This is a genomic window from Cronobacter dublinensis subsp. dublinensis LMG 23823, from assembly GCF_001277235.1.
Classification (GTDB): domain Bacteria; phylum Pseudomonadota; class Gammaproteobacteria; order Enterobacterales; family Enterobacteriaceae; genus Cronobacter; species Cronobacter dublinensis.
Genome location: NZ_CP012266.1, coordinates 1,434,119 through 1,456,437, shown reverse-complemented (window position 1 = coordinate 1,456,437; position 22,319 = coordinate 1,434,119). Strand labels below are relative to the sequence as shown.

22 protein-coding genes are annotated in these 22,319 nt (G+C 60.3%); 14 read left to right on the top strand and 8 right to left on the bottom strand.

The annotated features are described in order from the left end of the window. Positions 1-510, top strand: coding sequence for a fimbrial protein (locus AFK67_RS06680; RefSeq protein ID WP_007733071.1), 510 nt, complete (start codon positions 1-3; stop codon positions 508-510). Here AFK67_RS06680 and dinG read toward each other — a convergent pair. Further along, the gene (dinG, locus tag AFK67_RS06675; protein ID WP_007733068.1) at positions 497-2,674 is read right to left on the bottom strand and encodes an ATP-dependent DNA helicase DinG; all 2,178 of its coding nucleotides are present in this window, start codon (positions 2,672-2,674) and stop codon (positions 497-499) included. The genes AFK67_RS06680 and dinG overlap by 14 nt on opposite strands. Before the next feature lie 36 nt (positions 2,675-2,710). Here dinG and AFK67_RS22755 point away from each other — a divergent pair, with 36 nt between their 5' ends. The 5 genes from AFK67_RS22755 (at position 2,711) to AFK67_RS06655 (ending at position 8,661) form a co-directional block, all read left to right on the top strand. Further along, the gene (locus AFK67_RS22755) at positions 2,711-2,977 is read left to right on the top strand and encodes a hypothetical protein (RefSeq protein WP_134792953.1); all 267 of its coding nucleotides are present in this window, start codon (positions 2,711-2,713) and stop codon (positions 2,975-2,977) included. Further along, positions 2,967-3,812 (top strand): BglG family transcription antiterminator LicT, encoded by an 846-nt coding sequence (licT, locus tag AFK67_RS06670; RefSeq protein ID WP_032967662.1) that lies wholly within the window; start codon positions 2,967-2,969, stop codon positions 3,810-3,812. The genes AFK67_RS22755 and licT overlap by 11 nt, the downstream gene beginning before the upstream one ends. A 107-nt stretch (positions 3,813-3,919) precedes the next feature. After that, positions 3,920-5,776 carry a beta-glucoside-specific PTS transporter subunit IIABC gene (locus AFK67_RS06665; RefSeq protein ID WP_007733064.1) on the top strand — a complete coding sequence of 619 codons (1,857 nt, stop codon included), beginning with the start codon at positions 3,920-3,922 and terminating at the stop codon, positions 5,774-5,776. Between the two features lie 11 nt (positions 5,777-5,787). Continuing rightward, positions 5,788-7,260: a glycoside hydrolase family 1 protein gene (locus AFK67_RS06660; protein ID WP_038883971.1), complete on the top strand. Its 1,473-nt coding sequence runs from the start codon at positions 5,788-5,790 to the stop codon at positions 7,258-7,260. 9 nt (positions 7,261-7,269) lie between these two features. Further along, positions 7,270-8,661, top strand: a complete 1,392-nt coding sequence (locus AFK67_RS06655; RefSeq protein ID WP_007733057.1) for a glycoside hydrolase family 1 protein — start codon at positions 7,270-7,272, stop codon at positions 8,659-8,661. A gap of 125 nt (positions 8,662-8,786) precedes the next feature. Here the strand turns inward: AFK67_RS06655 and rhlE are convergent, their stop codons facing one another. Beyond that, a complete protein-coding gene (gene rhlE, locus AFK67_RS06650) occupies positions 8,787-10,193 on the bottom strand; it encodes an ATP-dependent RNA helicase RhlE (RefSeq protein ID WP_038883973.1) in 1,407 nt (468 codons plus the stop codon). Between the two features lie 225 nt (positions 10,194-10,418). Here rhlE and cecR point away from each other — a divergent pair, with 225 nt between their 5' ends. The 5 genes from cecR to AFK67_RS06625 are packed head-to-tail and all read left to right on the top strand — an operon-like array spanning position 10,419 to position 16,062. Then, on the top strand, positions 10,419-11,117 hold the full coding sequence (gene cecR, locus AFK67_RS06645) for a transcriptional regulator CecR (RefSeq protein ID WP_007733053.1): 699 nt from the start codon (positions 10,419-10,421) through the stop codon (positions 11,115-11,117). Then, positions 11,110-12,111, top strand: a complete 1,002-nt coding sequence (gene hlyD / locus AFK67_RS06640; RefSeq protein WP_007733052.1) for a secretion protein HlyD — start codon at positions 11,110-11,112, stop codon at positions 12,109-12,111. The genes cecR and hlyD overlap by 8 nt, the downstream gene beginning before the upstream one ends. After that, entirely contained in the window at positions 12,098-13,828 is a 1,731-nt protein-coding gene (locus tag AFK67_RS06635) for an ATP-binding cassette domain-containing protein (protein WP_007733050.1), read from the top strand. The genes hlyD and AFK67_RS06635 overlap by 14 nt, the downstream gene beginning before the upstream one ends. Then, a complete protein-coding gene (locus AFK67_RS06630; RefSeq protein ID WP_007733048.1) occupies positions 13,825-14,946 on the top strand; it encodes an ABC transporter permease in 1,122 nt (373 codons plus the stop codon). Before AFK67_RS06635 ends, AFK67_RS06630 begins: the two co-directional genes overlap by 4 nt. Before the next feature lie 9 nt (positions 14,947-14,955). Further along, positions 14,956-16,062 carry an ABC transporter permease gene (locus AFK67_RS06625; RefSeq protein WP_007733046.1) on the top strand — a complete coding sequence of 369 codons (1,107 nt, stop codon included), beginning with the start codon at positions 14,956-14,958 and terminating at the stop codon, positions 16,060-16,062. Here the strand turns inward: AFK67_RS06625 and AFK67_RS06620 are convergent. Next, a complete protein-coding gene (locus AFK67_RS06620) occupies positions 16,024-16,440 on the bottom strand; it encodes a YbhQ family protein (RefSeq protein ID WP_007733044.1) in 417 nt (138 codons plus the stop codon). The two genes, AFK67_RS06625 and AFK67_RS06620, sit on opposite strands and share 39 nt — an antisense overlap. Before the next feature lie 135 nt (positions 16,441-16,575). Here AFK67_RS06620 and AFK67_RS06615 point away from each other — a divergent pair, with 135 nt between their 5' ends. From AFK67_RS06615 to AFK67_RS06605, 3 genes are read left to right on the top strand one after another with little or no spacing between them, the layout of a single operon-like run. Continuing rightward, on the top strand, positions 16,576-17,337 hold the full coding sequence (locus AFK67_RS06615) for an endonuclease/exonuclease/phosphatase family protein (protein WP_007733042.1): 762 nt from the start codon (positions 16,576-16,578) through the stop codon (positions 17,335-17,337). Further along, the gene (gene clsB / locus AFK67_RS06610) at positions 17,334-18,575 is read left to right on the top strand and encodes a cardiolipin synthase ClsB (RefSeq protein ID WP_007733038.1); all 1,242 of its coding nucleotides are present in this window, start codon (positions 17,334-17,336) and stop codon (positions 18,573-18,575) included. Before AFK67_RS06615 ends, clsB begins: the two co-directional genes overlap by 4 nt. Beyond that, positions 18,575-19,603 (top strand): lysylphosphatidylglycerol synthase transmembrane domain-containing protein, encoded by a 1,029-nt coding sequence (locus AFK67_RS06605; protein ID WP_007733036.1) that lies wholly within the window; start codon positions 18,575-18,577, stop codon positions 19,601-19,603. Before clsB ends, AFK67_RS06605 begins: the two co-directional genes overlap by 1 nt. A gap of 197 nt (positions 19,604-19,800) precedes the next feature. Here AFK67_RS06605 and AFK67_RS06600 read toward each other — a convergent pair whose 3' ends face one another. The 5 genes from AFK67_RS06600 to moaB form a co-directional block, all read right to left on the bottom strand. Then, positions 19,801-20,508 (bottom strand): Bax inhibitor-1/YccA family protein, encoded by a 708-nt coding sequence (locus AFK67_RS06600; protein ID WP_007733034.1) that lies wholly within the window; start codon positions 20,506-20,508, stop codon positions 19,801-19,803. A 104-nt stretch (positions 20,509-20,612) separates the two neighbouring features. Continuing rightward, on the bottom strand, positions 20,613-21,065 hold the full coding sequence (moaE, locus tag AFK67_RS06595) for a molybdopterin synthase catalytic subunit MoaE (protein ID WP_007733033.1): 453 nt from the start codon (positions 21,063-21,065) through the stop codon (positions 20,613-20,615). 1 nt (position 21,066) lies between these two features. Further along, positions 21,067-21,312, bottom strand: a complete 246-nt coding sequence (gene moaD, locus AFK67_RS06590; RefSeq protein WP_007733032.1) for a molybdopterin synthase sulfur carrier subunit — start codon at positions 21,310-21,312, stop codon at positions 21,067-21,069. Further along, positions 21,305-21,790 carry a cyclic pyranopterin monophosphate synthase MoaC gene (gene moaC, locus AFK67_RS06585; protein ID WP_007733031.1) on the bottom strand — a complete coding sequence of 162 codons (486 nt, stop codon included), beginning with the start codon at positions 21,788-21,790 and terminating at the stop codon, positions 21,305-21,307. The genes moaD and moaC overlap by 8 nt, the downstream gene beginning before the upstream one ends. 3 nt (positions 21,791-21,793) lie before the next feature. Further along, positions 21,794-22,306: a molybdenum cofactor biosynthesis protein B gene (gene moaB, locus AFK67_RS06580; protein WP_007733030.1), complete on the bottom strand. Its 513-nt coding sequence runs from the start codon at positions 22,304-22,306 to the stop codon at positions 21,794-21,796. Positions 22,307-22,319 lie beyond the last annotated feature (13 nt).

Genomic DNA, 22,319 nt, shown 5'->3' with positions numbered 1-22,319 from the left:
ATGAAACCCTTCATTTTGCTTTGTATGCTCTGCGCGATGGGCTCCGCTGGCGTGCGGGCAGACCAGGTAACGCTACAGGTCACCGGCACTATCCGCGGGGCGGGATGCGAAGTAGACAGTGCGTCGAAAAATCTCCAAATCGCGCTTGGCGACGCCCCCGCAGGCAGCTTCCAGCAGGCGGGTAAGACGGGCGACTGGATCAATTTCAGCCTCTCTGTCATCAACTGCCCGGCCACGACGACCACGGTCACCGCCACATTCACCGGCGCGAGCGCGCCGACCGACACGCGTTATTACGCCAATACCGGTACCGGCGCAGGTCTGGCGCTGGAGCTCAGTACCGGCGATCACAGCACCACGCTCAGGCCCGGCGCGACCCTTATCAAGCCCGTTAATCCCGATGATCACAGCGCGCCGTTTCCGCTCGCCGCACGTTATGTGGCAACGGGTGAGAAACTCGTGGCTGGCACATTTCAAAGTGCTATTCAGGTGACGTTTACTTACCAGTAGCGCGGCGGCGCGCCGGGGATTTCCGGGGGGAGACGGCTTTCTTCGCCGCGCGCGGCAGGCTTTTGACTTCCGGCGCCTCGGGCTGTTCAATCGCGAACACCGGCAGCGCGTCCAGCAGCCGCTTGCCGTAGGATTTGGTCAGCAGGCGACGGTCGTAAATCACCACCTCGCCCCAGCAGCTGTGGCTGCGGATAAGTCGCCCCACCTGCTGGATAAGGTTGAACGAGGCCGCGGGCAGGCTTTGCACTTCAAACGGATAGCGCTTAAGGCTTTTCAGCCACTCGCCTTCCGTCACGACGACCGGGCTGTCTACGGGCGGAAACGCGATTTTATGGATATGCACCTGACTTAATAATTCGCCTTTGAGATCAAGCCCTTCGGCGAACGACTGTAGCCCTACCAGCACGCTCGCTTCGCCCTGCTCCACCTTTTTACGGTGCAACTCCACCAGCCGGTAGCGCGGCTGATCGCCCTGCACCAGCAGGCCGAGACGCAGATCGGGCACAAAAGACAAAAAGGTCTGCATCGCGCGGTTGCTGGCGAACAGCACCAGCATCCCTTTATGCTCGCCTTTTTTATATTCCTCGCGGAAATAGGCCGCCATCTCGGCGAGGTGCGCCTCTTCATGTTCCATCAGCGGCTCGTGCTTCAGGCGCGGAATGACGATTTTCCCCTGCGCGACATGGTTAAACGGCGAGTCGAGCGCCACGAAGCGGTCGCCCGCTTTGTCGCGCAGGCCGCTCATCTCCTGCAAGCGCGCGAAGCTGTTAAGCGAGCGCAGCGTGGCGGAGGTCACAACGACGTGCGGCACCTGGCGCCAGATAAGCTTTTCGAGCTGATCGCTCACGCGGATCCCGACGCAGTGGAAGTAAATATGCGGCTGCCCTTCGCGGGTTTCGCGCGTCACCCATTTGGACACCGGCGCGCCGGAGGCGTGCGCCAGCGACGCCAGCCGCCAGAGCTTGCTCTGGGCTTCAAAGTGGCCGAGCGCGCGGTTCATCTGCAACAGCGCGCGGTGCAGACGCACAATATCGTGACTGCCGGTTTTCTCGCTGAGATCGTTTAAAAAGAGCTCCGCCAGCCCGCGCAGGTTTTCGGTCAGCTTCGCCAGCCGCTCGCAGATCTCCATCACCTCCTGCGGCAATTCGCCCATCGGGAAGCGGAACTCGCTCTCTTCGCCCGGCGGCAGCAGCAGCCCCACGATGCGGTTCATGGCGGCAATCAGCTCATAGACCTCTTCGCAATGGTTGTTCAGCCGCTCCGGTGTGGCGAGCGGCGGCACGGTTTTCGGGCGGAACTGCTCAAGGCAGGTGGCGACCAGCTTGCAGAAGAGATCGAGCTGCAACCGCGTCCAGGAGGCGCTGATATCGGCGCTCATCTCCAGCGCGTCGCGCGCGACATCCGGCAGGTGATGGCCTTCATCCAGCACCAGCAGCAGGTGTTTCGGCTCCGGCAGCACCGACTCGCTCTCCAGCGCCGCCATCACCAGCGCATGGTTGGCGACCACCACTTCCGCCTCCTGAATCTCACGGCGCGCCACAAAGAACGGGCATTCGCGGTAGTAGTGGCAGTTGCGGTTAAGGCAGCTCGCTTTATCAGTGCTGAGCCGCGCCCAGAGCTTATCGTCAATCGCCTGGTCGGTATGGTCGCGCAGGCCGTCCCATTTGTAGCTGTCGAGATCCGCTTTGAGTTTCGCGCAGCGCTGCTGCTCTTCTTTGCTGTTGGGCGTCAGTTCGTCATCAAGAAACGCCAGCAAATCGCCCTGCGAGGCGCTGTCGGTCGAGAGCGCCGCGAGGTTGCGCGGGCAAACATAGCGCCCGCGGCCAAAGGCGGCGGTAAAACGCAGCTCAGGAATAATTTTGCGCAGCAGCGGCAAATCTTTACTGAAGATCTGATCCTGCAGCGCCACGTTGGCGGTGCTCACCACCAGGGTTTTCTGCTCTTCGCGGGCGATGGCGATGCCGGGAATCAGATAAGAGAGCGTTTTGCCGACACCGGTCGGCGCCTCGATAGCCAGATGCCGTCCGTCATCGCCGCCGAGGGTTTTCGCCACCTCGGCAATCATCTGCCGCTGCGGGGCGCGGGGAATGAAGTCCGGTATCTGCTGCTGGAGCGCCTTATACCAGACGGCGATTTGCGATTTCTGCGCGGCGGTTAATGCCATCGGAAGCCCTGAAACACTGTATAAACAGCCACTATTGTGGCACTTTTCAGGGGGCAGCTGAACCTTTTTTTGCCGGGGCAGCGCGCGGCAAAGCGCCAGGCAGATCACAAATCGTCGTCAGGCAGGAATGAAATCACCGCCGCTTCATTGACCGAATACCAGGCGGGTGTTAGGTTTTTTGATATTGCATTGCGCTTGTTACCGTTCGGCGGGCAAAACCTGAATGCAGCACCAGGACATTCCCTGGTGCCTGTATTTATGTTTTGCCCGTTTTTGCTTTCAGGAGTCGGCGATGATCATTAAGCAAATCCTTAATAATAATGTCGTCAGCGCCGTCGACGAACGCGGCCAGGAAGTCATCGTCACCGGCAGGGGGCTCGGTTTTAATGCCCACGTCGGTGAAGCGGTGGCAATAAGCCAGGTCGAGAAAACCTTTCGTCTGCATGACGACACGGTTTCCGCGCGATTTAAAGTGCTGCTTGATGAAGTACCGGTGGAAATAGTGCAACTCACCGACGATATTGTGGCGCTGGCACGCCAGACGCCGGGCATGAAATTAAGTGAAGGCATCTATGTGACGCTTGCCGATCACCTTTTTTACGCCATTGAGCGTAGCCAGAAAGGCCTTGAGATCGCTAATCCGTTGCAATGGGAAGTGCGTCATTTTTATCAGGACGAATACGCCATCGGGCGGCAGGCGCTGGCGCTGATTGCCGCGCGCACCGGCGTGCTGATGCCGGACAGCGAGGCGTGCAGCATCGCGCTGCATATCGTCAACGCCGGGCTTAACGATCCGAAAGGCAAAATTAACGATATCACCCGGCTGATTTATCAGATCCAGAATATTGTGAAGTACTGGTTCGCCGTCGGCCCGGATGAACAGTCGCTGAATTACCAGCGCTTTATTACCCACGTGAAGTTTTTCGCCCAGCGGGTAATAGAGGGCCAGCGGCTGGAAAACGACGACAGTGAATTATTCGCGATGGTCCAGAAACGGTATAAAAATACTGTCGCATGCGTGGAAGCCATTAGTGACTTTGTGGAAAAAAATTATCGCCACGCCATGACGCATTCTGAAAAACTCTATTTAACGGTGCATATCGACAACGTTATTCATCGTTTAGCGCATTCCCTTTAGGCTTGTTACTGTTCAATCAGGCAAACCCCAGAGGCAGCAACCTGCCGGTGTTTTCACCGGCGACGGTTTAATGAAACCGCAGGGTTTCATTCTGGAGAGGAATAGCCATGAACTACCCGCATACCGCCCGCCAGATAATTGACCATCTCGGCGGCGAGGCGAATATTCTTTCGCTTTACCACTGCATTACCCGCCTGCGTTTCGCGCTGGTGGATCTTAATAAAGTCAACCGCACGGCCCTGGAGAACCTCGACGGCGTGATGGGCGTGAACCTCTCCGGCGATCAGTTTCAGGTGATCATCGGCAACGAGGTCGCCCCGCTCTGCCAGGCCATCCTTGCGCAGTTGCCCAACCTTGATGCGAAAAAAGCGGCCTCACCGCCTAAACGGCGCAACCCGGTTTCCATGGTGCTGGAGGGGCTCGCCGGGATCTTCTCGCCCATTATTCCGGCCATCGCCGGGGCCGGTATCCTCAAGGGCGTCCTGTCGCTCTGCCTCGCGCTCGGCTGGGCGGCGGCCAGTAACCCGACGTACCAAATCCTGATGGCGATAAGCGACGGCGTCTTTTTCTTTATGCCGCTGGTGCTCGCCTTCAGCGCCGGGAACAAGTTCGGCGCTAACCCTTATGTGGCTGTCGCCCTCGCCGCCACGCTGTTTCACCCTACCCTCACCACGCTCCTGAAATCGGGCGCGCCGGTCGCGTTTCTCGGCGTGCCGGTCGCCAGCGTCTCGTACGCCTCGTCGGTGATCCCGATTCTGCTGGCGGTGCTGCTGTTAAGTTACGTTGAGCGCTTTATCGACCGTGTGATGCCTGCCGCGCTGAAAACCATGTTCGTGCCGCTGCTGAGCCTTGTTATCGTCGCGCCGGTGACACTTATCGCCATCGGTCCGGCGGGGATTTTCTTTGGCAACGCGCTCTCCGGCGGGATTATCTGGCTGGTGGCGAACATGGGCTGGCTTGCGGGCGTGATCGTCGGCGGCACGCTGTCGCTGATGATCATTACCGGCATGCACTACGTGCTGGTGCCGATCGTGATTAACAACATCAGCCGGCTCGGCTACGACCCGTTCAAAATTCTCTTTTACGTCGCCAACATGGGCCAGGCGGGCGCGGCGTTCGGCGTGTTCCTGCGCGCCCGCAATAAGAAAATCAAGACGCTGGCGCTCTCCACCAGCTTCAGCGCGGCGATGGGCATCACCGAGCCCGCGATGTACGGCATCAATATTCGCTTTAAGCGCCCGTTCGCCGCGGCGCTGATTGGCGGCGCCTGCGGCGGCGCGTTCGCAATGGCGCTCGGCGTAAAAACCTACGCCTTCGCCTTAAGCGGTCTGCCCGGCGTTCCGGCGCTGGTCGGCCCCACGTTCCTCTGGGCGCTGGCGAGCCTCGCCATCGCTTTTTGTACGGCGGCGCTGGTCACGGTCCTCCTGGGCTTTGAAGAGCCCGCAGCCCCCCCCGCGCTGTCGGAGGTCGTGGCGGGGCTAAGCCCCGTGGCGCTCGCCCGCGAGGAGCAACTCTTCGCGCCGGTGAGCGGCCGCCTGACGCCGCTTGCCGCCCTCAGCGACCCGGTCTTCGCCGACGAAATCTTCGGCAAAGGCATCGCCATTATGCCCGAGAGCGGCGAGCTGCTCTCGCCGGTCAACGGGCGCATTGAATCCGTATTCGACAGCAATCACGCCCTGACGCTCAGGAGCGACAACGGCGCCGAGGTGCTGATCCATATCGGCATCGACACCGTAAAGCTCGGCGGCCAGCACTTTACCCGCCACGTGGAGAACGGCCAGTTCGTCGAGGTCGGACAACCGCTGATTAGCTTCGATCTCAGTGCGCTCGCCGCGCTTAACATCGACCCGAGCGTTATCGTCATCGTCACCAATACCGATTGCTACGGCGAGATCAGCCCGCTGAAACAGGGCGACGTGGCAACCCGTGAAGCCTTTCTGAAACTGACCGCTGCGGCGGCTTAAGGGAGAACGCTATGGCCTTTTCAAAACCATTTCCTGAGGATTTCCTGTGGGGCGGCGCGACCGCCGCGAACCAGCTCGAAGGCGCGTGGAACGTCGACGGCAAAGGGTTGTCGGTCTCTGACGTCTACACCTTTGACGTCAGCACGCCGAAAGAACGCTGGCTCGATCAGTGGCTCGGCATGACCCATCGTCAGGTGGCCGAGGCGCAGGATCCGGCCAGCACGAAGTATTACCCCAAGCGCAAGGGCAACGATTTCTATCACCGCTATGAAGAGGATATCGCGCTGTTCGCCGAGATGGGTTTCAAATGCTTTCGCATGTCCATCGCCTGGACGCGCATCTTCCCGCGCGGCGACGAGACCGAACCGAACGAAGCGGGCCTCGCCTTCTACGACCGCGTCTTCGACACGCTTCGAAAACACAACATTGAGCCAATTGTGTCGCTCTCGCACTACGAGATGCCGCTCGCGCTGGTGACCGACTACGGCGGCTGGCCCAATCGCCAGCTGGTGGATTTCTACGTCCGCTTCGCCACCGCCGTTTTCACCCGCTATCGCAAGAAGGTCAAATACTGGATGACCTTCAACGAGATCAACTGCGTGAAGCACCATCCGTACGTTAGCGTCGGCGTGATTGAAGAAAACCATCCGCATCTGGAGCAGGCGAAATATCAGGGCGCGCACCATCAGTTTGTGGCGAGCGCGCTCGCGACCAAAGCGTGCCACGAGATAATCCCCGGCTCGCAGGTGGGCTGCATGATAAGTTACCAGATGCTCTACCCGCACACCTGCCACCCGGACGACTTACAGGCCTGCGAAGAAGAACAGCGCGTCTCGCTGTTTTTCAGCGATGTCCAGGCGCGCGGCTATTACCCGGCCTGGACCGAACGGATGTTCGCCGGGAAGAACGTCCGGCTCGAAAAAGCCGTCGGCGACGACGAGATTTTGCGCCTCTACCCGGTCGATTACGTGTCGTTCAGCTACTACATGTCGAGTACCGTCAGCGCGCACCCGGAGCAGCTGGAAGGCGTCACTGGCAATCTGATTACCGGCGGCATCCGCAACCCGTATCTGCCGCAGAGCGACTGGGGCTGGCAGATTGACCCGCAAGGGCTGCGCCTGGCCTTAAACCAGCTTTACGACCGCTACCAGAAGCCGCTGTTTATCGCCGAAAACGGCCTCGGCGCGCTGGATACCCCCGCGCCGGACGGCTCGATCAACGACGACTACCGCATTGAGTATCTGCGCCAGCATATCGGGCAGATGCAGGAGGCGATTGCCGACGGCGTGAAGCTCTTTGGGTACACCTGGTGGGGGCCGATTGATGTGGTGAGCGCCGGCACCGCGCAGATCTCCAAACGCTACGGTTTTATTTATGTCGACCAGGACGACATGGGCAACGGCACGCAGGCGCGCTCGCGCAAGAAGAGTTTCCACTGGTACAAAAAAGTCATCGCCTCGAACGGCGCGGATCTCAGCGAGTAAGGAGCAGATATGGCAGCATTTCCGGAACACTTTTTATGGGGCGGCGCGATTGCCGCGAATCAGGCCGAAGGGGCGTGGAATGAAGACGGCAAAGGGCCGTCCATCGCTGACGTGGTGCGCGGCGGCATTATCTCCGGCAGGCACGACGCGGCGGTCGATCCGTCACTTTATTACGCAAGCCACGAGGCCATCGATTTTTATCATCGCTATAAAGAAGACGTGGCGCTGTTCGCCGAAATGGGCTTTCAGTGTTTTCGCACCTCGATTGCCTGGTCGCGTATTTTCCCGCGCGGCGATGAGACAGAGCCGAACGAGGCGGGGCTCGCGTTCTATGACGCGCTGTTTGACGAGCTGCTGAAATATGGCATTGAGCCGGTGATTACGCTCTCCCACTACGAAACGCCGCTGGCGCTGTTTGAGGAGTACGGCGGCTGGAAGAACCGCGCGCTTATCGCGTTCTTTACCCGCTACTGCGAGACGGTGTTTCGCCGCTATCAGCATAAGGTCAAATACTGGATGACCTTTAACGAGCTGAACAACATGAACCGCATCCCCTTCGCGACCGGCGCAGTAGCCCCGGACGCGTCGGCGCAGGAGATTTACCAGGCGAACCATCACCAGTTTGTCGCCAATGCGCTTGCCAATAAGCTGTGCCACGAGATTATCCCGCAGGCGAAAATCGGCTGTATGCTGTCGCTCAGCACCGTCTACCCGGCGACCTGCCACCCGGACGACGTGTTCGGGACGTACCAGCTGCGCCGCCGCTCGCTGTTTTATGCCGACGTGATGATGCGCGGCCACTACCCGGCGTACGCCAGGCGGCTGTTTCGCGATAACGGAATTGCGCTGGATATTCACCCCGGCGATACCGAACTGCTGGCGCAATACCCGTCGGATTATCTCGGCTTTAGCTATTATCGCAGCGTACTGCACCGCGCGGGCGCGCAGCTGCGCGTCGATACCGGCGGCGCGATGGGCGATGATAATCCGTATCTGGAGAAGACCGCGTGGGGCTGGCCGATTGACCCGGTCGGGCTGCGGCTGGTGTGCAACGAGCTTAGCGACCGTTACGAGAAGCCGCTGTTTATCGTGGAGAATGGCTACGGCGGCGAGGATATTGCCGATGAACACGGTGAGTTTAACGACGAGGCGCGTATCGCCTATGGCCGCGCGCACATCCAGCAGATGGCCGAAGCGGTGGCGGATGGCTGCGACATCATGGGTTACACCTGGTGGGGGCCTATTGATATCGTCAGCGCCGGCACGGGCGAGATGAAAAAGCGCTACGGGTTTGTTTATGTCGATAAAGACAATGACGGCAACGGCACCCTGGCGCGGCGTAAAAAGCGCAGTTTCGCGTGGTACCAGCAGGTGATCGCAAGCCACGGCGAGCAGCTTTAACACGCCAGGCAGAGATGTAGGGCGGATAAGCGCAGCGCACCCGCCATCTCGTCATCTCTGCGCCATAAAAAAAGGGTGGATAAGCTTACGCTTACCCACCCTGATACGCTGGCGACGTCGGTGAATTACTCCCCGGACGCCTTACGCGGCGCGCGACGGGTGCGCGGCTTCGCGCCTGCCGGACGGTTGCTCTCGCCGCCCGGACGACGCGGACGGTCGCCTGACGGACGATTGCCTTCACCGCCCTGACGACGCGAACGCTCACCTGACGGACGATTACCTTCGCCATCCTGACGACGCGGCTGGCCCTGACTACGACCACCGCCGCCCTGACCACCACGTCCGCCACGACCGCCCTGCCGACCGTTAACGATAGGCTCCGCCGGGATAGACGGGTCTGGCTCGTAGCCCGGGATAGCCATACGCGGAATTTCGCGCTTCAGCACACGTTCGATATCGCGCAGCAGTTTGTGCTCGTCGACGCACACCAGCGAGAGCGCCTCGCCGGTCGCGGCAGCACGCCCGGTACGGCCGATACGGTGAACGTAATCTTCCGGCACGTTCGGCAGCTCATAGTTCACTACGTGCGGCAGCTCTTCGATATCAATACCGCGCGCGGCGATATCGGTCGCCACCAGCACGCGAATGCCGCCGGTTTTGAAGTCCGCCAGCGCGCGGGTACGGGCGCCCTGGCTCTTGTTGCCGTGGATAGCCGCGGCGGTGATGCCGTCTTTGTTCAGCTGCTCGGCAAGATGGTTAGCGCCATGTTTGGTACGGGTAAATACCAGCACCTGCTGCCAGTTGCCATCGCCAATCAGGTAAGAAAGCAGTTCCCGCTTGCGTTTTTTATCAACGAAATGCACATGCTGCGTCACCTGCCCGGAGGCGGTGTTGCGGCGTGCCACGGCCACTTCTTCCGGGTTGCGCAGCAGTTTTTCCGCCAGCGCTTTGATGTCGTCGGAGAAGGTCGCGGAGAACAGCAGGTTCTGACGCTTCGCCGGCAGCTTCGCCAGCACGCGGCGAATGTCGTGAATAAAGCCCATGTCGAGCATGCGGTCGGCTTCGTCGAGCACCAGCACTTCGACCTGGTCGAGTTTCACCGCGTTCTGGTGTTCAAGATCCAGCAGACGGCCAGGGGTGGCGATAAGCACATCCACGCCGCCGCGCAGTTTCATCATCTGCGGGTTGATGCTCACGCCGCCAAATACCACCAGCGAGCGGATATCGAGATATTTGCTGTATTCGCGCACGTTCTCGCCTACCTGGGCTGCCAGTTCGCGCGTCGGGGTCAGGATCAGCGCGCGCACCGGGCGACGGCCCTGCGGGTGCGGCTGACTGGTGGTCAGGCGCTGCAGCAGCGGCAGCGTGAAGCCTGCGGTTTTGCCGGTGCCGGTCTGGGCACTGGCCATCAAATCTTTGCCTGAAAGCACAACCGGAATGGCCTGGCGTTGGATCGGAGTCGGTTCATTGTAACCCTGCTCGGCAATGGCGCGCAGGATCTCAGGGCTTAAGCCCAGTGAATCAAAAGACATAATTATTCCTGACTCGTCCCGACCGCAAAGGGTGTAGTTTCAGGGAGTCTAATGGCCGTCTGGCCGGAGAGGGGACACAAACCACAATGTCGCTAAGAGGCGCAGTGTAACAGTTTTTGTGAGCTACCGCATAAATTCTCGCGTCAGGGCCATGATTGGGGGTTTCATGGCCTCGACAGGCTCACTTTTTAGCCATAAAGTTAATCAATCGATTGATTAATTTTTATGGACCGCATCGATATGTCGCTCGCCACCACGCCGCCCACTTCGCGCGGCGAACAGGCCAAAGAGAAGCTCATCAGCGCCGCCATCAATCAGTTCGGCGAATATGGTCTGCACGCCACCACGCGGGATATTGCCGCCGCCGCCGGGCAGAACATCGCCGCGATCCCTTACTATTTCGGCTCGAAAGAAGATCTCTACATGGCCTCTGCGCAGTGGATAGCCGACTTTATCCATGCGCATTTTGCGCCGCACGCCGCCGCCGCCGAAGCGCTGTTGAACCAGCCGCAGCCCGAAGCGCGCGCGATGCGGGCGCTGATAGACGACGCCTGTCGCCAGATGATCCAACTGATGACCGCCGACGAGACGCTGAGCCTGAGCAAATTTATCTCCCGCGAGCAGCTCTCCCCTTCGCCTGCGTATCAGTTGATCCACGATCAGGTGATAGCGCCGCTGCATCACCACTTTACCCGGCTCATCGCCCGCCTGACCGGCGCGGATCCGCAGGCCACCGACACCGTGCTGCATACCCATGCGCTGATAGGCGAGATCCTCGCGTTTCGTCTCGGGCGCGAGACCATCCTGCTGCGCGCAGGCTGGCAGCAGTTTGACGACGACAAAGCGGCGCAAATCTACCGGGTCGTGTCGCTGCATATCGACTGGATCCTCGCGGGTCTTTCAGGGAGCTTATGTGATGAATAAAAAACGCCTCGTGCTGCTGATACTGCTGGCGGCGGCGATGGTCGCCGGTGTCGCCGGGTGGCGCTGGTATGCGGCCCGCCATACGCCGCTGACGCTTTACGGCAACGTGGATATTCGCACCGTCAATCTCAGTTTCCGCGTGGGCGGCCGTCTGGCGTCGCTTGCTGTAGATGAGGGCGACGCCGTGCGCGCCGGGCAGCCGCTTGGCGAGCTCGACCCGGCCCCGCTGCAAAACGCGCTGCGTCAGGCCGGGGCGAACGTGGCCGCCGCGCGGGCGAAGTATGAGCTCACGGTGGCGGGCTTTCGCGATGAAGAGATTGCGCAGGCCGCCGCCGCGGTGCGTCAGGCGCAGGCCGCTTATGACTACGCGCAGAACTTCTACCAGCGCCAGCAGGGGCTGTGGCGCACTAAAGTGGTCTCCGCCAACGATCTGGAGAACGCCCGCTCCGCGCGCGATCAGGCGCAGGCGCAGCTGAAATCCGCCCAGGATAAGCTCAGCCAGTACCGCGCGGGCAACCGTCCGCAGGAAATCGCCCAGGCCCAGGCGAGCCTTGAACAGGCGCAGGCCCAGCTCGCGCAGGCGCAGCTTGACGCTGAAGACGCGCGCCTCGTCTCGCCCGCCGACGGCACCGTGCTGACGCGCGCCGTCGAGCCGGGCGCGATGCTGAACGCGGGCAGCACCGTTTTTACCCTCTCGCTGACCCGCCCGGTCTGGGTGCGCGCCTATATTGACGAAGCAAACCTCGGCCGCGCCACGCCGGGGCGCGAGCTGCTGCTCTACACCGACAGCCGCCCCGATAAGCCATACCACGGCAAAATCGGCTTTGTGTCGCCGACCGCCGAGTTCACGCCTAAAAGCGTCGAAACCGAAGATCTGCGCACCGATCTGGTCTACCGCCTGCGCATTATCGTCACCGACGCCGACAACGCGCTGCGCCAGGGGATGCCGGTGACGCTACGTTTTCACGACGAGGCCGCGGATGGCAGCCGCTAACGACAGCATCGTGCTTGATGGCCTGGTCAAACGCTTTGCGGGCCTCGCAAAGCCCGCCGTCGCGCCGCTCAGCGTGACGGTTCAGGCTGGCAGCGTTACCGGGCTGGTGGGCCCGGACGGCGCGGGTAAAACCACGCTGATGCGTATTCTCGCGGGGCTAATGCGCCCTGATGAGGGCCGCGTGCGGGTACTGGGGCTTGATCCGATAACCCAGGAAAACGCCCTGCACGCGGTGCTCGGGTACATGCCGCAAAAGTTTGGGCTGTATGAAGATCTCACCGTGCAGGAGAACCTGAACCTGTATGCCGATTTGCGCAGCGTCACCGGGCCTGCGCGCCAGGAGACCTTCGCGCGGCTGCTGGAATTCACCGCGCTCGGCCCGTTTACCGGGCGGCTCGCGGGTAAGCTCTCCGGCGGCATGAAGCAAAAGCTGGGACTCGCCTGTACGCTGGTGGGCCAGCCGAAAGTGCTGCTGCTTGATGAACCGGGCGTCGGGGTCGACCCGATTTCGCGCCGTGAGCTGTGGCAGATGGTGCACGCGCTGGCAGGCGACGGGATGCTTATCCTCTGGAGCACCTCTTATCTCGACGAAGCCGAACAGTGCCGCGAGGTGCTGCTGCTGAACGAAGGCGAACTGTTGTATCAGGGCGCGCCGCAGGCGCTGACCGAAAAAATGGCGGGCCGCAGCCTGCTGCTGCGTCGCAGTGGCGGCGACAACCGCGCCCTGCTGCGCGAGGTGATGCAACTGCCGGGCGTGGGCGACGCCACCATTCAGGGCGCGGCGGTAAGGGTGATAGTAAAAGAAGGCGCTGACGCAGGCCCACTTCATGCCCTGCCCGACACCACGCTGCGCGACACCGCGCCGCGCTTCGAGGATGCGTTTATCGATCTGGCGGGCGGCGCTGCGCTGCGCGAATCACCGCTCGGCGCCATCCTGCATGATATCCCCGGCAGCCGCGACGATGTGGTTATTGAGGCGCGCGAACTCACCAAAACCTTCGGCGATTTTACGGCGACCGATCGGGTGAATTTCACCGTGCGGCGCGGCGAGATTTTTGGCCTGCTGGGGCCGAACGGCGCGGGTAAATCTACCACGTTCAAGATGATGTGCGGCCTGCTGAAGCCGAGCGACGGCCAGGCGCTGGTGCTGGGGCTCGATTTAAAAACCGACTCCGGGAAGGCGCGCCAGCGGCTTGGCTATATGGCGCAGAAATTCTCGCTCTACGGCAACCTGACCGTTGAGCAGAACTTACGCTTTTTCTCCGGCGTCTACGGGCTGCGTGGCCGGGCGCAGCAGGAGAAAATGGCGCGCATGAGCGAGGCGTTCGGGCTTAACAGCATCGCCAGCCAGCCGACGGACGCGCTGCCGCTCGGCTTTAAGCAGCGTCTGGCGCTGGCCTGCGCGCTGATGCACGAGCCGGACATTCTGTTTCTCGACGAACCGACCTCCGGCGTCGATCCGCTGACCCGCCGCGAGTTCTGGCGACATATCAACAGCATGCCGGAAAAAGGGGTGACGGTGATGGTCACCACGCACTTTATGGATGAGGCGGAGTACTGCGACCGCATCGGGCTGGTTTACCACGGCAAGCTTATCGCCAGCGGCACGCCGGATGATTTAAAGCGCCAGGCGGCGCGTGAGCGTGACGACGAACCGACGATGGAAGACGCGTTTATCCGCCTGATTGAAGCATGGGATAAGGAGCATCGACAATGATGAACCTGCGGCGCGCGCGCGCGCTGTGCGTGAAAGAGACGCGCCAGATCTTGCGCGACCCGAGCAGTTGGCTTATTGCGTTCGTCATTCCCCTGCTGCTGCTGTTTATCTTCGGCTATGGCATTAACCTTGACTCCAGCCGCCTGCACGTCGGCGTATTGCTGGAGGAGCGCAGCGAAGAAGCGCTCGATTTCACCCACGCCATTACCGCCTCGCCATTTATCGCGCCTACCATCAGCGACAACCGCCCGCAGCTGATTAGCCTGATGCAGGCCGGGAAAATCCGCGGGCTGGTGGTTATCCCGGTGGATTTCGCCGCGCAAATGGCGCGGCCAGGCGGGCGCGCGCCGATCCAGGTGATCACCGACGGCAGCGAGCCGAACACGGCGAATTTCGTGCGCGGCTATATGGAGGGTATCTGGCAGCTGTGGCAGACCCAGCGCGCGGCGGATCGCGGCGAGACGTTCGAACCGCTGATTGACGTTCAGCTCCGCTACTGGTTTAACCCGGCGGCCATCAGCCAGCACTTTATCATTCCCGGCGCGGTAACCATTATCATGACGGTGATTGGGGCTATCCTCACCTCGCTGGTGGTGGCGCGCGAGTGGGAGCGCGGCACGATGGAGGCGCTGCTCTCAACCGAGGTGACGCGCGGCGAGCTGCTGCTGTGCAAGCTTATCCCCTACTATTTTCTCGGCATGCTGGCGATGTTGCTCTGTATGCTGGTGTCGGTGTTTGTTCTCGGCGTGCCGTACCGCGGCTCGCTGCTGGCGCTGTTTTTTATCTCCAGCCTGTTTCTGCTCAGCACGCTCGGCATGGGGCTTTTGATCTCGACGCTCACCCGCAACCAGTTTAACGCCGCCCAGGTGGCGCTGAACGCGGCGTTTCTGCCCTCGGTGATGCTCTCCGGATTTATCTTCCAGATAGACAGTATGCCCGCCGCGATCCGCGCGGTGACGTATGTCATTCCGGCGCGCTATTTCGTCAGTACGCTGCAAAGCCTGTTTCTCGCAGGCACCCTGCCCGGCGTCCTGCTGGTCAACGTGCTGTTTCTGCTGGTATCCGCCGTGATGTTTATCGGTCTGACGTGGCTTAACACTAAACGTCGGCTCGATTAAGGAGACGCTATGTGGCACCGCTTATGGACGCTTATGCGCAAAGAGTTGCAGTCGTTGCTGCGCGAGCCGCAGACCCGCGCCATTCTGATCCTGCCGGTGGTGTTACAGGTTATCCTGTTTCCGTTCGCCGCGACGCTGGAAGTCACCAACGCCACTATCGCGATTTACAACCAGGATAACGGCGCGCACGCGGTGGAGCTGACCCAGCGTTTCGCCCGCGCCAGCGCTTTCAGCCACGTGAAGGTGCTGAACAGTGAACAGGCGATCACGCCGACGCTTGAGGCCCGGCAGGCGCTGCTGGCTATCCACTTTCCGGCGGATTTCTCCCGCAGGCTGGCCCGCGGCGAACCCGCGACGCTGCAAATCCTGCTCGACGGGCGCAACTCCAACAGCGCCCAGATTGCAGCAAACTACCTGCAACAGATTGTAAAAGATTATCAGGAGGAGCTGCTGGCGGGCCGGGCGAAACCGAACAACAGCGAGCTGGTGGTGCGCAACTGGTATAACCCGAATCTCGACTACAAATGGTTCGTGGTGCCGTCGCTGATTGCGATGATAACGACTATCGGGGTGATGATTGTCACGTCATTATCGGTGGCGCGCGAACGCGAACAGGGCACGCTCGATCAGCTGCTGGTGTCGCCGCTCGCCACCTGGCAGATTTTTGTCGGCAAAGCGGTGCCCGCGCTGATTGTCGCCACGTTCCAGGCGACCATCGTGCTCGGCATCGGGATCTGGGGGTATCAGATCCCCTTCGCCGGATCGCTGGCGCTTTTTTACTTCACCATGGTGATTTACGGGTTATCGCTGGTGGGGTTTGGGCTGCTGATCTCGGCGCTCTGCGCGACGCAGCAGCAGGCGTTTATCGGCGTGTTCGTCTTTATGATGCCTGCGATTTTGCTCTCGGGATATGTGTCGCCAGTGGAGAATATGCCGGTCTGGCTGCAAAACCTGACGTGGATTAACCCGATCCGGCACTTTACCGACATTACCAAAGCGATTTATCTCAAGGACGCCAGCCTGGAGATTATCTGGCGCAGCGTGTGGCCGCTGCTGGTTATCGCGGCCACGACAGGGTTAGCGGCGTATGCCATGTTTCGACGAAAAGTGGGCTGAGTCGCGCTTGCGCTCTTTGACCAGCAGCGAGAGCAGCGCCGGCCCTGCGAAGATCACGACGCCCGCCAGCGCCAGCAGCAGGTTGTTGTGCAGCACGCGGGAGAGCAGCCAGAGCGCAATCAGCGCTGTGCCGAAATACCAGGTGGTGGTGAGCTCTTCTAAAAAGTCGCCCACCTCGCGCCAGAGGCCGTCATGGTGGCGCTGAAACGCCAGCATCAGCAGCACGGTCAGCGCATACAGCGCGCATAACAGCAGGCCGATTTTCACCAGCGTCCCGCTCATCCAGCCCACCACCAGCAGCGCCACGACCACCAGATGCAGCATAATCTGCCAGCAGCTTAAGCCTGTCGCCACGCGAATATATTGTTGCCACTTCATGGCCGCACTCCTGTGGGATTTTTCACTCATTCTTCAGAGTACCCTGGTTTACGGAAAATTCCGTATCCCCGGCGCTTTTTGTGACTGGGACTACACTTTAATGACATCAGGAGAATAAGAAGTGGCTGGGGAAACATGGCAGAAACGACACAGCGATTTTCATTGAAGGTTTTGACTATTAACACCCATAAGGGTTTTACCGCTTTTAACCGACGCTTTATTTTACCGGAGCTGCGCGACGCGGTTCGTACGGTGTCGGCAGATATTGTCTGTCTTCAGGAAGTCATGGGCGCGCATGAAGTTCACCCGCTGCACGTGGAAAACTGGCCGGACACCACCCACTATGAATTTCTTGCCGATACGATGTGGAGCGATTACGCCTACGGCCGTAACGCCGTCTACCCGGAAGGGCATCACGGCAACGCCGTCCTGTCGCGCTACCCGATTGAACATTACGAAAACCGCGACGTCTCGGTGCCCGGCACCGAAAAGCGCGGCGTGCTGCACTGCCGTATTACCCCGCCCGGCTTTCCGAAAGCCATTCATGTGATTTGCGTTCATCTGGGGCTGAAAGAGGTGCACCGCCAGGCCCAGCTCTCGCTACTGGCCGATATGGTTAACAGCCTGCCGGAGGGCGAGCCGGTGGTGGTCGCGGGCGATTTTAACGACTGGCGCCAGCAGGCGAACCGTATTTTGCGCGCCCAGGCGGGGCTTGACGAGGTGTTTACCCGCGCCCACGGAAGACCGGCGCGGACCTTCCCGGTGAGCTTCCCGCTGCTGCGTCTCGACCGGATCTATGTGAAAAACGCCTCTGCGAGCGCGCCGACCGCGCTGCCGCTGCGTAACTGGCGCCATCTTTCCGATCATGCCCCGCTGGCAGTGGAGATCCATCTATGAAAACAAACTGGCGTGACGGCAACCGTATTGAACTGTTAGAGAACGGCGATGAATTTTATCCCGCCGTGTTTGACGCGATAGACAATGCGCGCAGCAAAATCATTCTCGAAACCTTTATCTGGTTCGACGACAACGTCGGGCGTCAGCTGCACGAGGTTATCCTGCGCGCCGCGCAGCGCGGCGTCAGCGTCGAGGTGCTGCTGGACGGCTACGGCTCGCCGGATCTCAGCGATGAGTTCGTCGGCACCCTCACCTCGGCGGGCGTGAAGTTTCGCTATTACGATCCGCGCCCGCGCACGCTGGGCATGCGCACCAATGTGTTCCGCCGTATGCACCGCAAAATCGTGGTGATCGACGGCGAAGTGGCGTTCGTCGGCGGCATTAACTACTCCGCCGAGCATATGAGCGACTACGGACCGGAGGCGAAGCAGGATTATGCGGTGCGCGTCGAAGGCCCGGTGGTGCAGGATATTTATCAGTTCGTCCTGCGCAACCTTGGTGAAGAACAGGTGAGCCGCTGGTGGCAGCGCCACTATCAGCAGGCGGTGGACAACACCATGCCCGGCGAGGCGCAGGCGCTGTTTATCTGGCGCGATAATAACGATCATCGCGACGATATCGAGCGCCATTACCTGAAGATGCTGGCGAACGCCAAAAAAGAGGTGATCATCGCCAACGCCTATTTCTTCCCTGGCTACCGTCTGCTGCACGCCATGCGCAACGCCGCCCGCCGCGGCGTGAAAGTGAAGCTCATCGTGCAGGGTGAGCCGGATATGCCTATCGTTAAGGTAGGCGCCCGCCTGCTCTATAACTATCTGGTGAAGGGCGGCGTTGAGGTCTACGAATATCTGCGCCGTCCGCTGCACGGCAAAGTGGCGCTGATGGACGATCACTGGGCGACGGTGGGCTCCAGCAACCTCGACCCGCTGAGTCTGTCGCTTAATCTGGAGGCGAATCTGATCATTCACGATACGCAGTTCAACCAGACGCTTCGCGACAACCTGACGCGACTCATCCGCGAAGACTGTAAACAGGTGGATGAGAGCATGATGCCAAAGCGCACCTGGTGGAACCTCGCCAAGAGCGTCATCGTGTTCCACTTCCTGCGCCACTTCCCGGCGATGGTGGGCTGGCTGCCCGCCCATACGCCGAAGCTCGCGCAGGTGCCGCCGCCGGTACAACCTGAAATCGAAACCCAGGATCGGGTGGAAACTGAAAATCCAGGAGTGAAGCCCTGATGGCGAAATCGCATCCGAAGTGGCGTCTGACGAAGAAGATCCTGACGTGGCTGTTTTTTATCGCCGTCGTCGTGCTGATTGTGATGTACGCGCAGAGAGTCGACTGGGAAGAGGTGTGGAAGGTTATTAAAAACTATAACCGCACCGCCCTGCTTATCTCGGTGGCGCTGGTTATCGTCAGTTATCTGCTTTACGGCTGTTATGACCTGCTGGGCCGCGCCTACTGCGGGCATAAGCTTGCTAAGCGACAGGTGATGCTGGTGTCGTTCGTTTGTTACGCGTTCAACCTGACGCTCAGCACCTGGGTCGGCGGCGTCGGGATGCGCTACCGGCTTTACTCGCGCCTGGGGCTGCCGGGCAGCACTATCACACGCATTTTCTCGCTGAGTATCACCACCAACTGGCTCGGTTATATCCTGCTGGGCGGCGTGATTTTCACCTTCGGCGTGGTGAAACTGCCTGAGCACTGGTATATCAGCGAGATGACGCTGCGCATTATCGGCATGGTGCTGCTCGCCGTGATTGCGGTTTATATGTGGTTTTGCGCGTTCGCCAAACGCCGCCATGTGACCATCAAAGGCCAGAAGCTGGTGCTGCCGTCGTGGAAATTCGCCATCGCGCAGATGGTGATTTCCAGCGCCAACTGGATGGCGATGGGCGCGATTATCTGGCTGCTGCTGGGCCAGGAGATTAACTATTTCTTCGTGCTGGGCGTGCTGCTGGTGAGCAGTATCGCCGGGGTGATTATCCATATCCCGGCGGGCATCGGCGTGCTGGAGGCGGTGTTTATCGCGCTGCTTGGCGGCGAGCATATCAGCCACGGCGCGATTATCGCCGCGCTGCTTGCCTATCGCATGCTCTATTTCTTCGCCCCGCTGCTGCTGGCTATCGTGTTCTATCTGGTGCTGGAGAGCCGGGCGAAGAAACTCCGCGCCAAAAACGAGAAGCAACTCGCGAAGGCGCAAGGATCCGGCGAGGCGCCAGCGGAGAGCGGCGATTCATCGCTGAAGCTTGCGAAAGAGAAGTGATGGGTGTGCGGGTGACTGGTGGATTTGGGGGGTACTGGTAGGGTTTTGAGTCATGGTGGGTGCGGTGCGCTTACCCACCCTACCCTAATCAACATTAACCTCATCATCACAGGGCGGGTAAGCGCACGCGCACCCGCCATCCTATAGCGCCCATAAAAAACCCTCCGCAGAGGGTTTTTGTTTGATGTAAAGCGCCGTTAGCGGCGGTTGCCGAAAATACGCAACAGCATCAGGAACAGGTTGATAAAATCGAGGTACAGCGTCAGCGCGCCGAGAATCGAATATTTCCGCAGGTTCCCGTGATCACTGACGTCTATCTGCTCGCCCAGGCTTTTCAGCTTCTGGGTGTCATATGCGGTCAGGCCCACAAACACGATAACGCCGATATAGGTCACCGCCCACATCAGGGCCGGGCTTTTAAGCCAGAAGTTCACCAGCGAGGCGATAATCAGCCCGATAAGCGCCATAAACAGAATGTTGCCCCAGCCGCTTAAATCGCGTTTGGTGGTGTAGCCATACAGACTCATCACGCCAAACATTCCCGCCGTCACCACAAACGTGCTGGCGATAGAGGCGTAGGTATACACCAGGAATATCGATGACAGCGTTAAGCCAGTGAGCGCCGAATAGAGCATAAACAGCGCGGTGGCGACCGCCGGGCTGAGCTTGTGCACCAGGCCTGAAAGAATAAATACCAGCGCGAGCTGGGCAATAACCAGCCCGAAGAACACAAACCGGCTGGAGAAAATGTACATCATCAGGTTTTCGTTATTGGCGGAATACCAGGCGACAAACGCGGTCAGTAACAGACCGCAGGTCATCCAGCCATAGACCTGCGCCATAAATGTTTGCAGTCCGGCGCGCGGCTGCACAATGCTTTGACTTGAGCGTGGGAATCGATCCATGACGCTGCCTCACTTATACAGTTAGTTTCGGTTAAACCGTGTAGAGACGCACGGCTCGCGCGTCTCGCCTTCATTAAGCCTGGAACAAATCTCCGGCGATGTCATTACCAGCGCTGCGCCGCCTGCTGATCGCTGTCGCGCGCCTCGACCCAACGGTCGCCGTCCGGCGTGGCTTCGCGCTTCCAGAACGGCGCACGCGTTTTCAGATAATCCATAATAAACTGCGCCGCCTCAAAGGCCTGGCTGCGGTGCGCGCCGGTCACGCCGACAAACACGATTTCATCGCCCGGCCACAGTTCGCCGACGCGGTGAATCACCGACACGCGCTGCAACGGCCAGCGCGCCCGCGCCTCCTCGACTATCTCCGCCAGCGCTTTCTCGGTCATCCCCGGATAGTGCTCCAGCGTCAGCGCACGCACGCTGTCGCCAAGATTATGGTTACGCACTTTGCCGGTAAACGTCACGACCGCGCCATCTTCATCGCACTGCGCGAGCCACTCATATTCCTCACCGACACTGAAATTGTCATGGCCGACGCGGATGCGGGTATCGCTCATCTTAACCTCCGGTCACCGGCGGGAAAAACGCCACCTCGTCGCCGTCGGCGAGCGGGTGATCAAACGGCACCAGCGTCTGGTTGACCGCCGCCAGCAGCTTGCCGGATTCCAGCGCCAGCGCAAAGCGTCCGCCGCGCGCTGCGAGATGCTCTCGCAGCGCCTCGACGGTGGCGAATTCCGCCGCCACACGCTCGGCGTCCACGCCGGTCAGCTCGCGCACCTGCGCGAAAAAGAGCACGTTAATCATGGGCATCCACCTGAAAATCGCCCGACTTGCCGCCGCTTTTTGCCAGCAGCCGCACGGGGCCAATCACCATATCTTTCTGCACCGCTTTACACATGTCATAGATGGTCAGCGCCGCCACCGAGGCTGCCGTCAGCGCCTCCATTTCAACGCCGGTTTTGCCGGTAAGACGACACAGCGACTCAATGCGCACGCGGCTGTGCGCTTCGTCCGCGAACAGCTGCACTTCAACTTTGCTCAGCAGCAGCGGATGGCAGAGCGGGATCAGCTCCCAGGTGCGTTTCGCGGCCTGAATACCCGCAATGCGCGCGGTGGCGAACACGTCGCCTTTGTGATGGCTGCCGTTGACGATCATGGCCAGCGTCTCCGGGCGCATATCGACAAACGCTTCGGCGCGCGCTTCGCGCACCGTTTCCGCCTTGCCGGAGACGTCAACCATATGGGCTTCACCGGCGGCGTTGATGTGGGTCAGTTGCGACATAACTTACTTCTTCAGATGAGGGTGAAAATTACACGGGCGCGTGCGGGCGTCGAGCTGCGGCGCGATGATGTTTTCCCAGGCCGTGCGGCAGGCGCGCGTCGAGCCCGGCATCGCGAAAATCAGGGTGTCGTTGGCGATACCCGCTACCGCGCGTGACTGCATCATGGCGGTGCCTATCTCTTCAAACGAGAGCATACGGAACATTTCGCCGAAGCCTGCAATCTCCCGGTCAAACAGCGGCTGTAGCGCCTCCGGCACCTGATCGCCTGCGGTGAAGCCCGTACCGCCGTTAATCAACACAACCTGTACGTCATCGCTGGCTATCCAGCGCGACACCTCGGCGCGAATGGCGTAGCGGTTCTCTTTGACGATGGCTTTATCGACCACCTGATGCCCGGCCTCAATCGCCGCGTCACGTAAAAAATGTCCGGAGGTGTCGTCTTCTTCGCCACGACGGCTGGAAACGGTAAGGATGGCGACGCGCGCCGGCAGAAACTCTGCGCTGACCTGACTCATAGTGACTCCTTGT

Coding starts and splice junctions, on each gene's coding strand:
- AFK67_RS06680 (WP_007733071.1), top strand. CDS start 1: ATGAAACCCTTCATTTTGCTTTGTATGCTCTGCGCGATGGGCTCCGCT.
- dinG (WP_007733068.1), bottom strand. CDS start 2,674: ATGGCATTAACCGCCGCGCAGAAATCGCAAATCGCCGTCTGGTATAAG.
- licT (WP_032967662.1), top strand. CDS start 2,967: ATGATCATTAAGCAAATCCTTAATAATAATGTCGTCAGCGCCGTCGAC.
- AFK67_RS06665 (WP_007733064.1), top strand. CDS start 3,920: ATGAACTACCCGCATACCGCCCGCCAGATAATTGACCATCTCGGCGGC.
- AFK67_RS06660 (WP_038883971.1), top strand. CDS start 5,788: ATGGCCTTTTCAAAACCATTTCCTGAGGATTTCCTGTGGGGCGGCGCG.
- AFK67_RS06655 (WP_007733057.1), top strand. CDS start 7,270: ATGGCAGCATTTCCGGAACACTTTTTATGGGGCGGCGCGATTGCCGCG.
- rhlE (WP_038883973.1), bottom strand. CDS start 10,193: ATGTCTTTTGATTCACTGGGCTTAAGCCCTGAGATCCTGCGCGCCATT.
- cecR (WP_007733053.1), top strand. CDS start 10,419: ATGGACCGCATCGATATGTCGCTCGCCACCACGCCGCCCACTTCGCGC.
- hlyD (WP_007733052.1), top strand. CDS start 11,110: ATGAATAAAAAACGCCTCGTGCTGCTGATACTGCTGGCGGCGGCGATG.
- AFK67_RS06635 (WP_007733050.1), top strand. CDS start 12,098: ATGGCAGCCGCTAACGACAGCATCGTGCTTGATGGCCTGGTCAAACGC.
- AFK67_RS06630 (WP_007733048.1), top strand. CDS start 13,825: ATGATGAACCTGCGGCGCGCGCGCGCGCTGTGCGTGAAAGAGACGCGC.
- AFK67_RS06625 (WP_007733046.1), top strand. CDS start 14,956: ATGTGGCACCGCTTATGGACGCTTATGCGCAAAGAGTTGCAGTCGTTG.
- AFK67_RS06620 (WP_007733044.1), bottom strand. CDS start 16,440: ATGAAGTGGCAACAATATATTCGCGTGGCGACAGGCTTAAGCTGCTGG.
- AFK67_RS06615 (WP_007733042.1), top strand. CDS start 16,576: ATGGCAGAAACGACACAGCGATTTTCATTGAAGGTTTTGACTATTAAC.
- clsB (WP_007733038.1), top strand. CDS start 17,334: ATGAAAACAAACTGGCGTGACGGCAACCGTATTGAACTGTTAGAGAAC.
- AFK67_RS06605 (WP_007733036.1), top strand. CDS start 18,575: ATGGCGAAATCGCATCCGAAGTGGCGTCTGACGAAGAAGATCCTGACG.
- AFK67_RS06600 (WP_007733034.1), bottom strand. CDS start 20,508: ATGGATCGATTCCCACGCTCAAGTCAAAGCATTGTGCAGCCGCGCGCC.
- moaE (WP_007733033.1), bottom strand. CDS start 21,065: ATGAGCGATACCCGCATCCGCGTCGGCCATGACAATTTCAGTGTCGGT.
- moaD (WP_007733032.1), bottom strand. CDS start 21,312: ATGATTAACGTGCTCTTTTTCGCGCAGGTGCGCGAGCTGACCGGCGTG.
- moaC (WP_007733031.1), bottom strand. CDS start 21,790: ATGTCGCAACTGACCCACATCAACGCCGCCGGTGAAGCCCATATGGTT.
- moaB (WP_007733030.1), bottom strand. CDS start 22,306: ATGAGTCAGGTCAGCGCAGAGTTTCTGCCGGCGCGCGTCGCCATCCTT.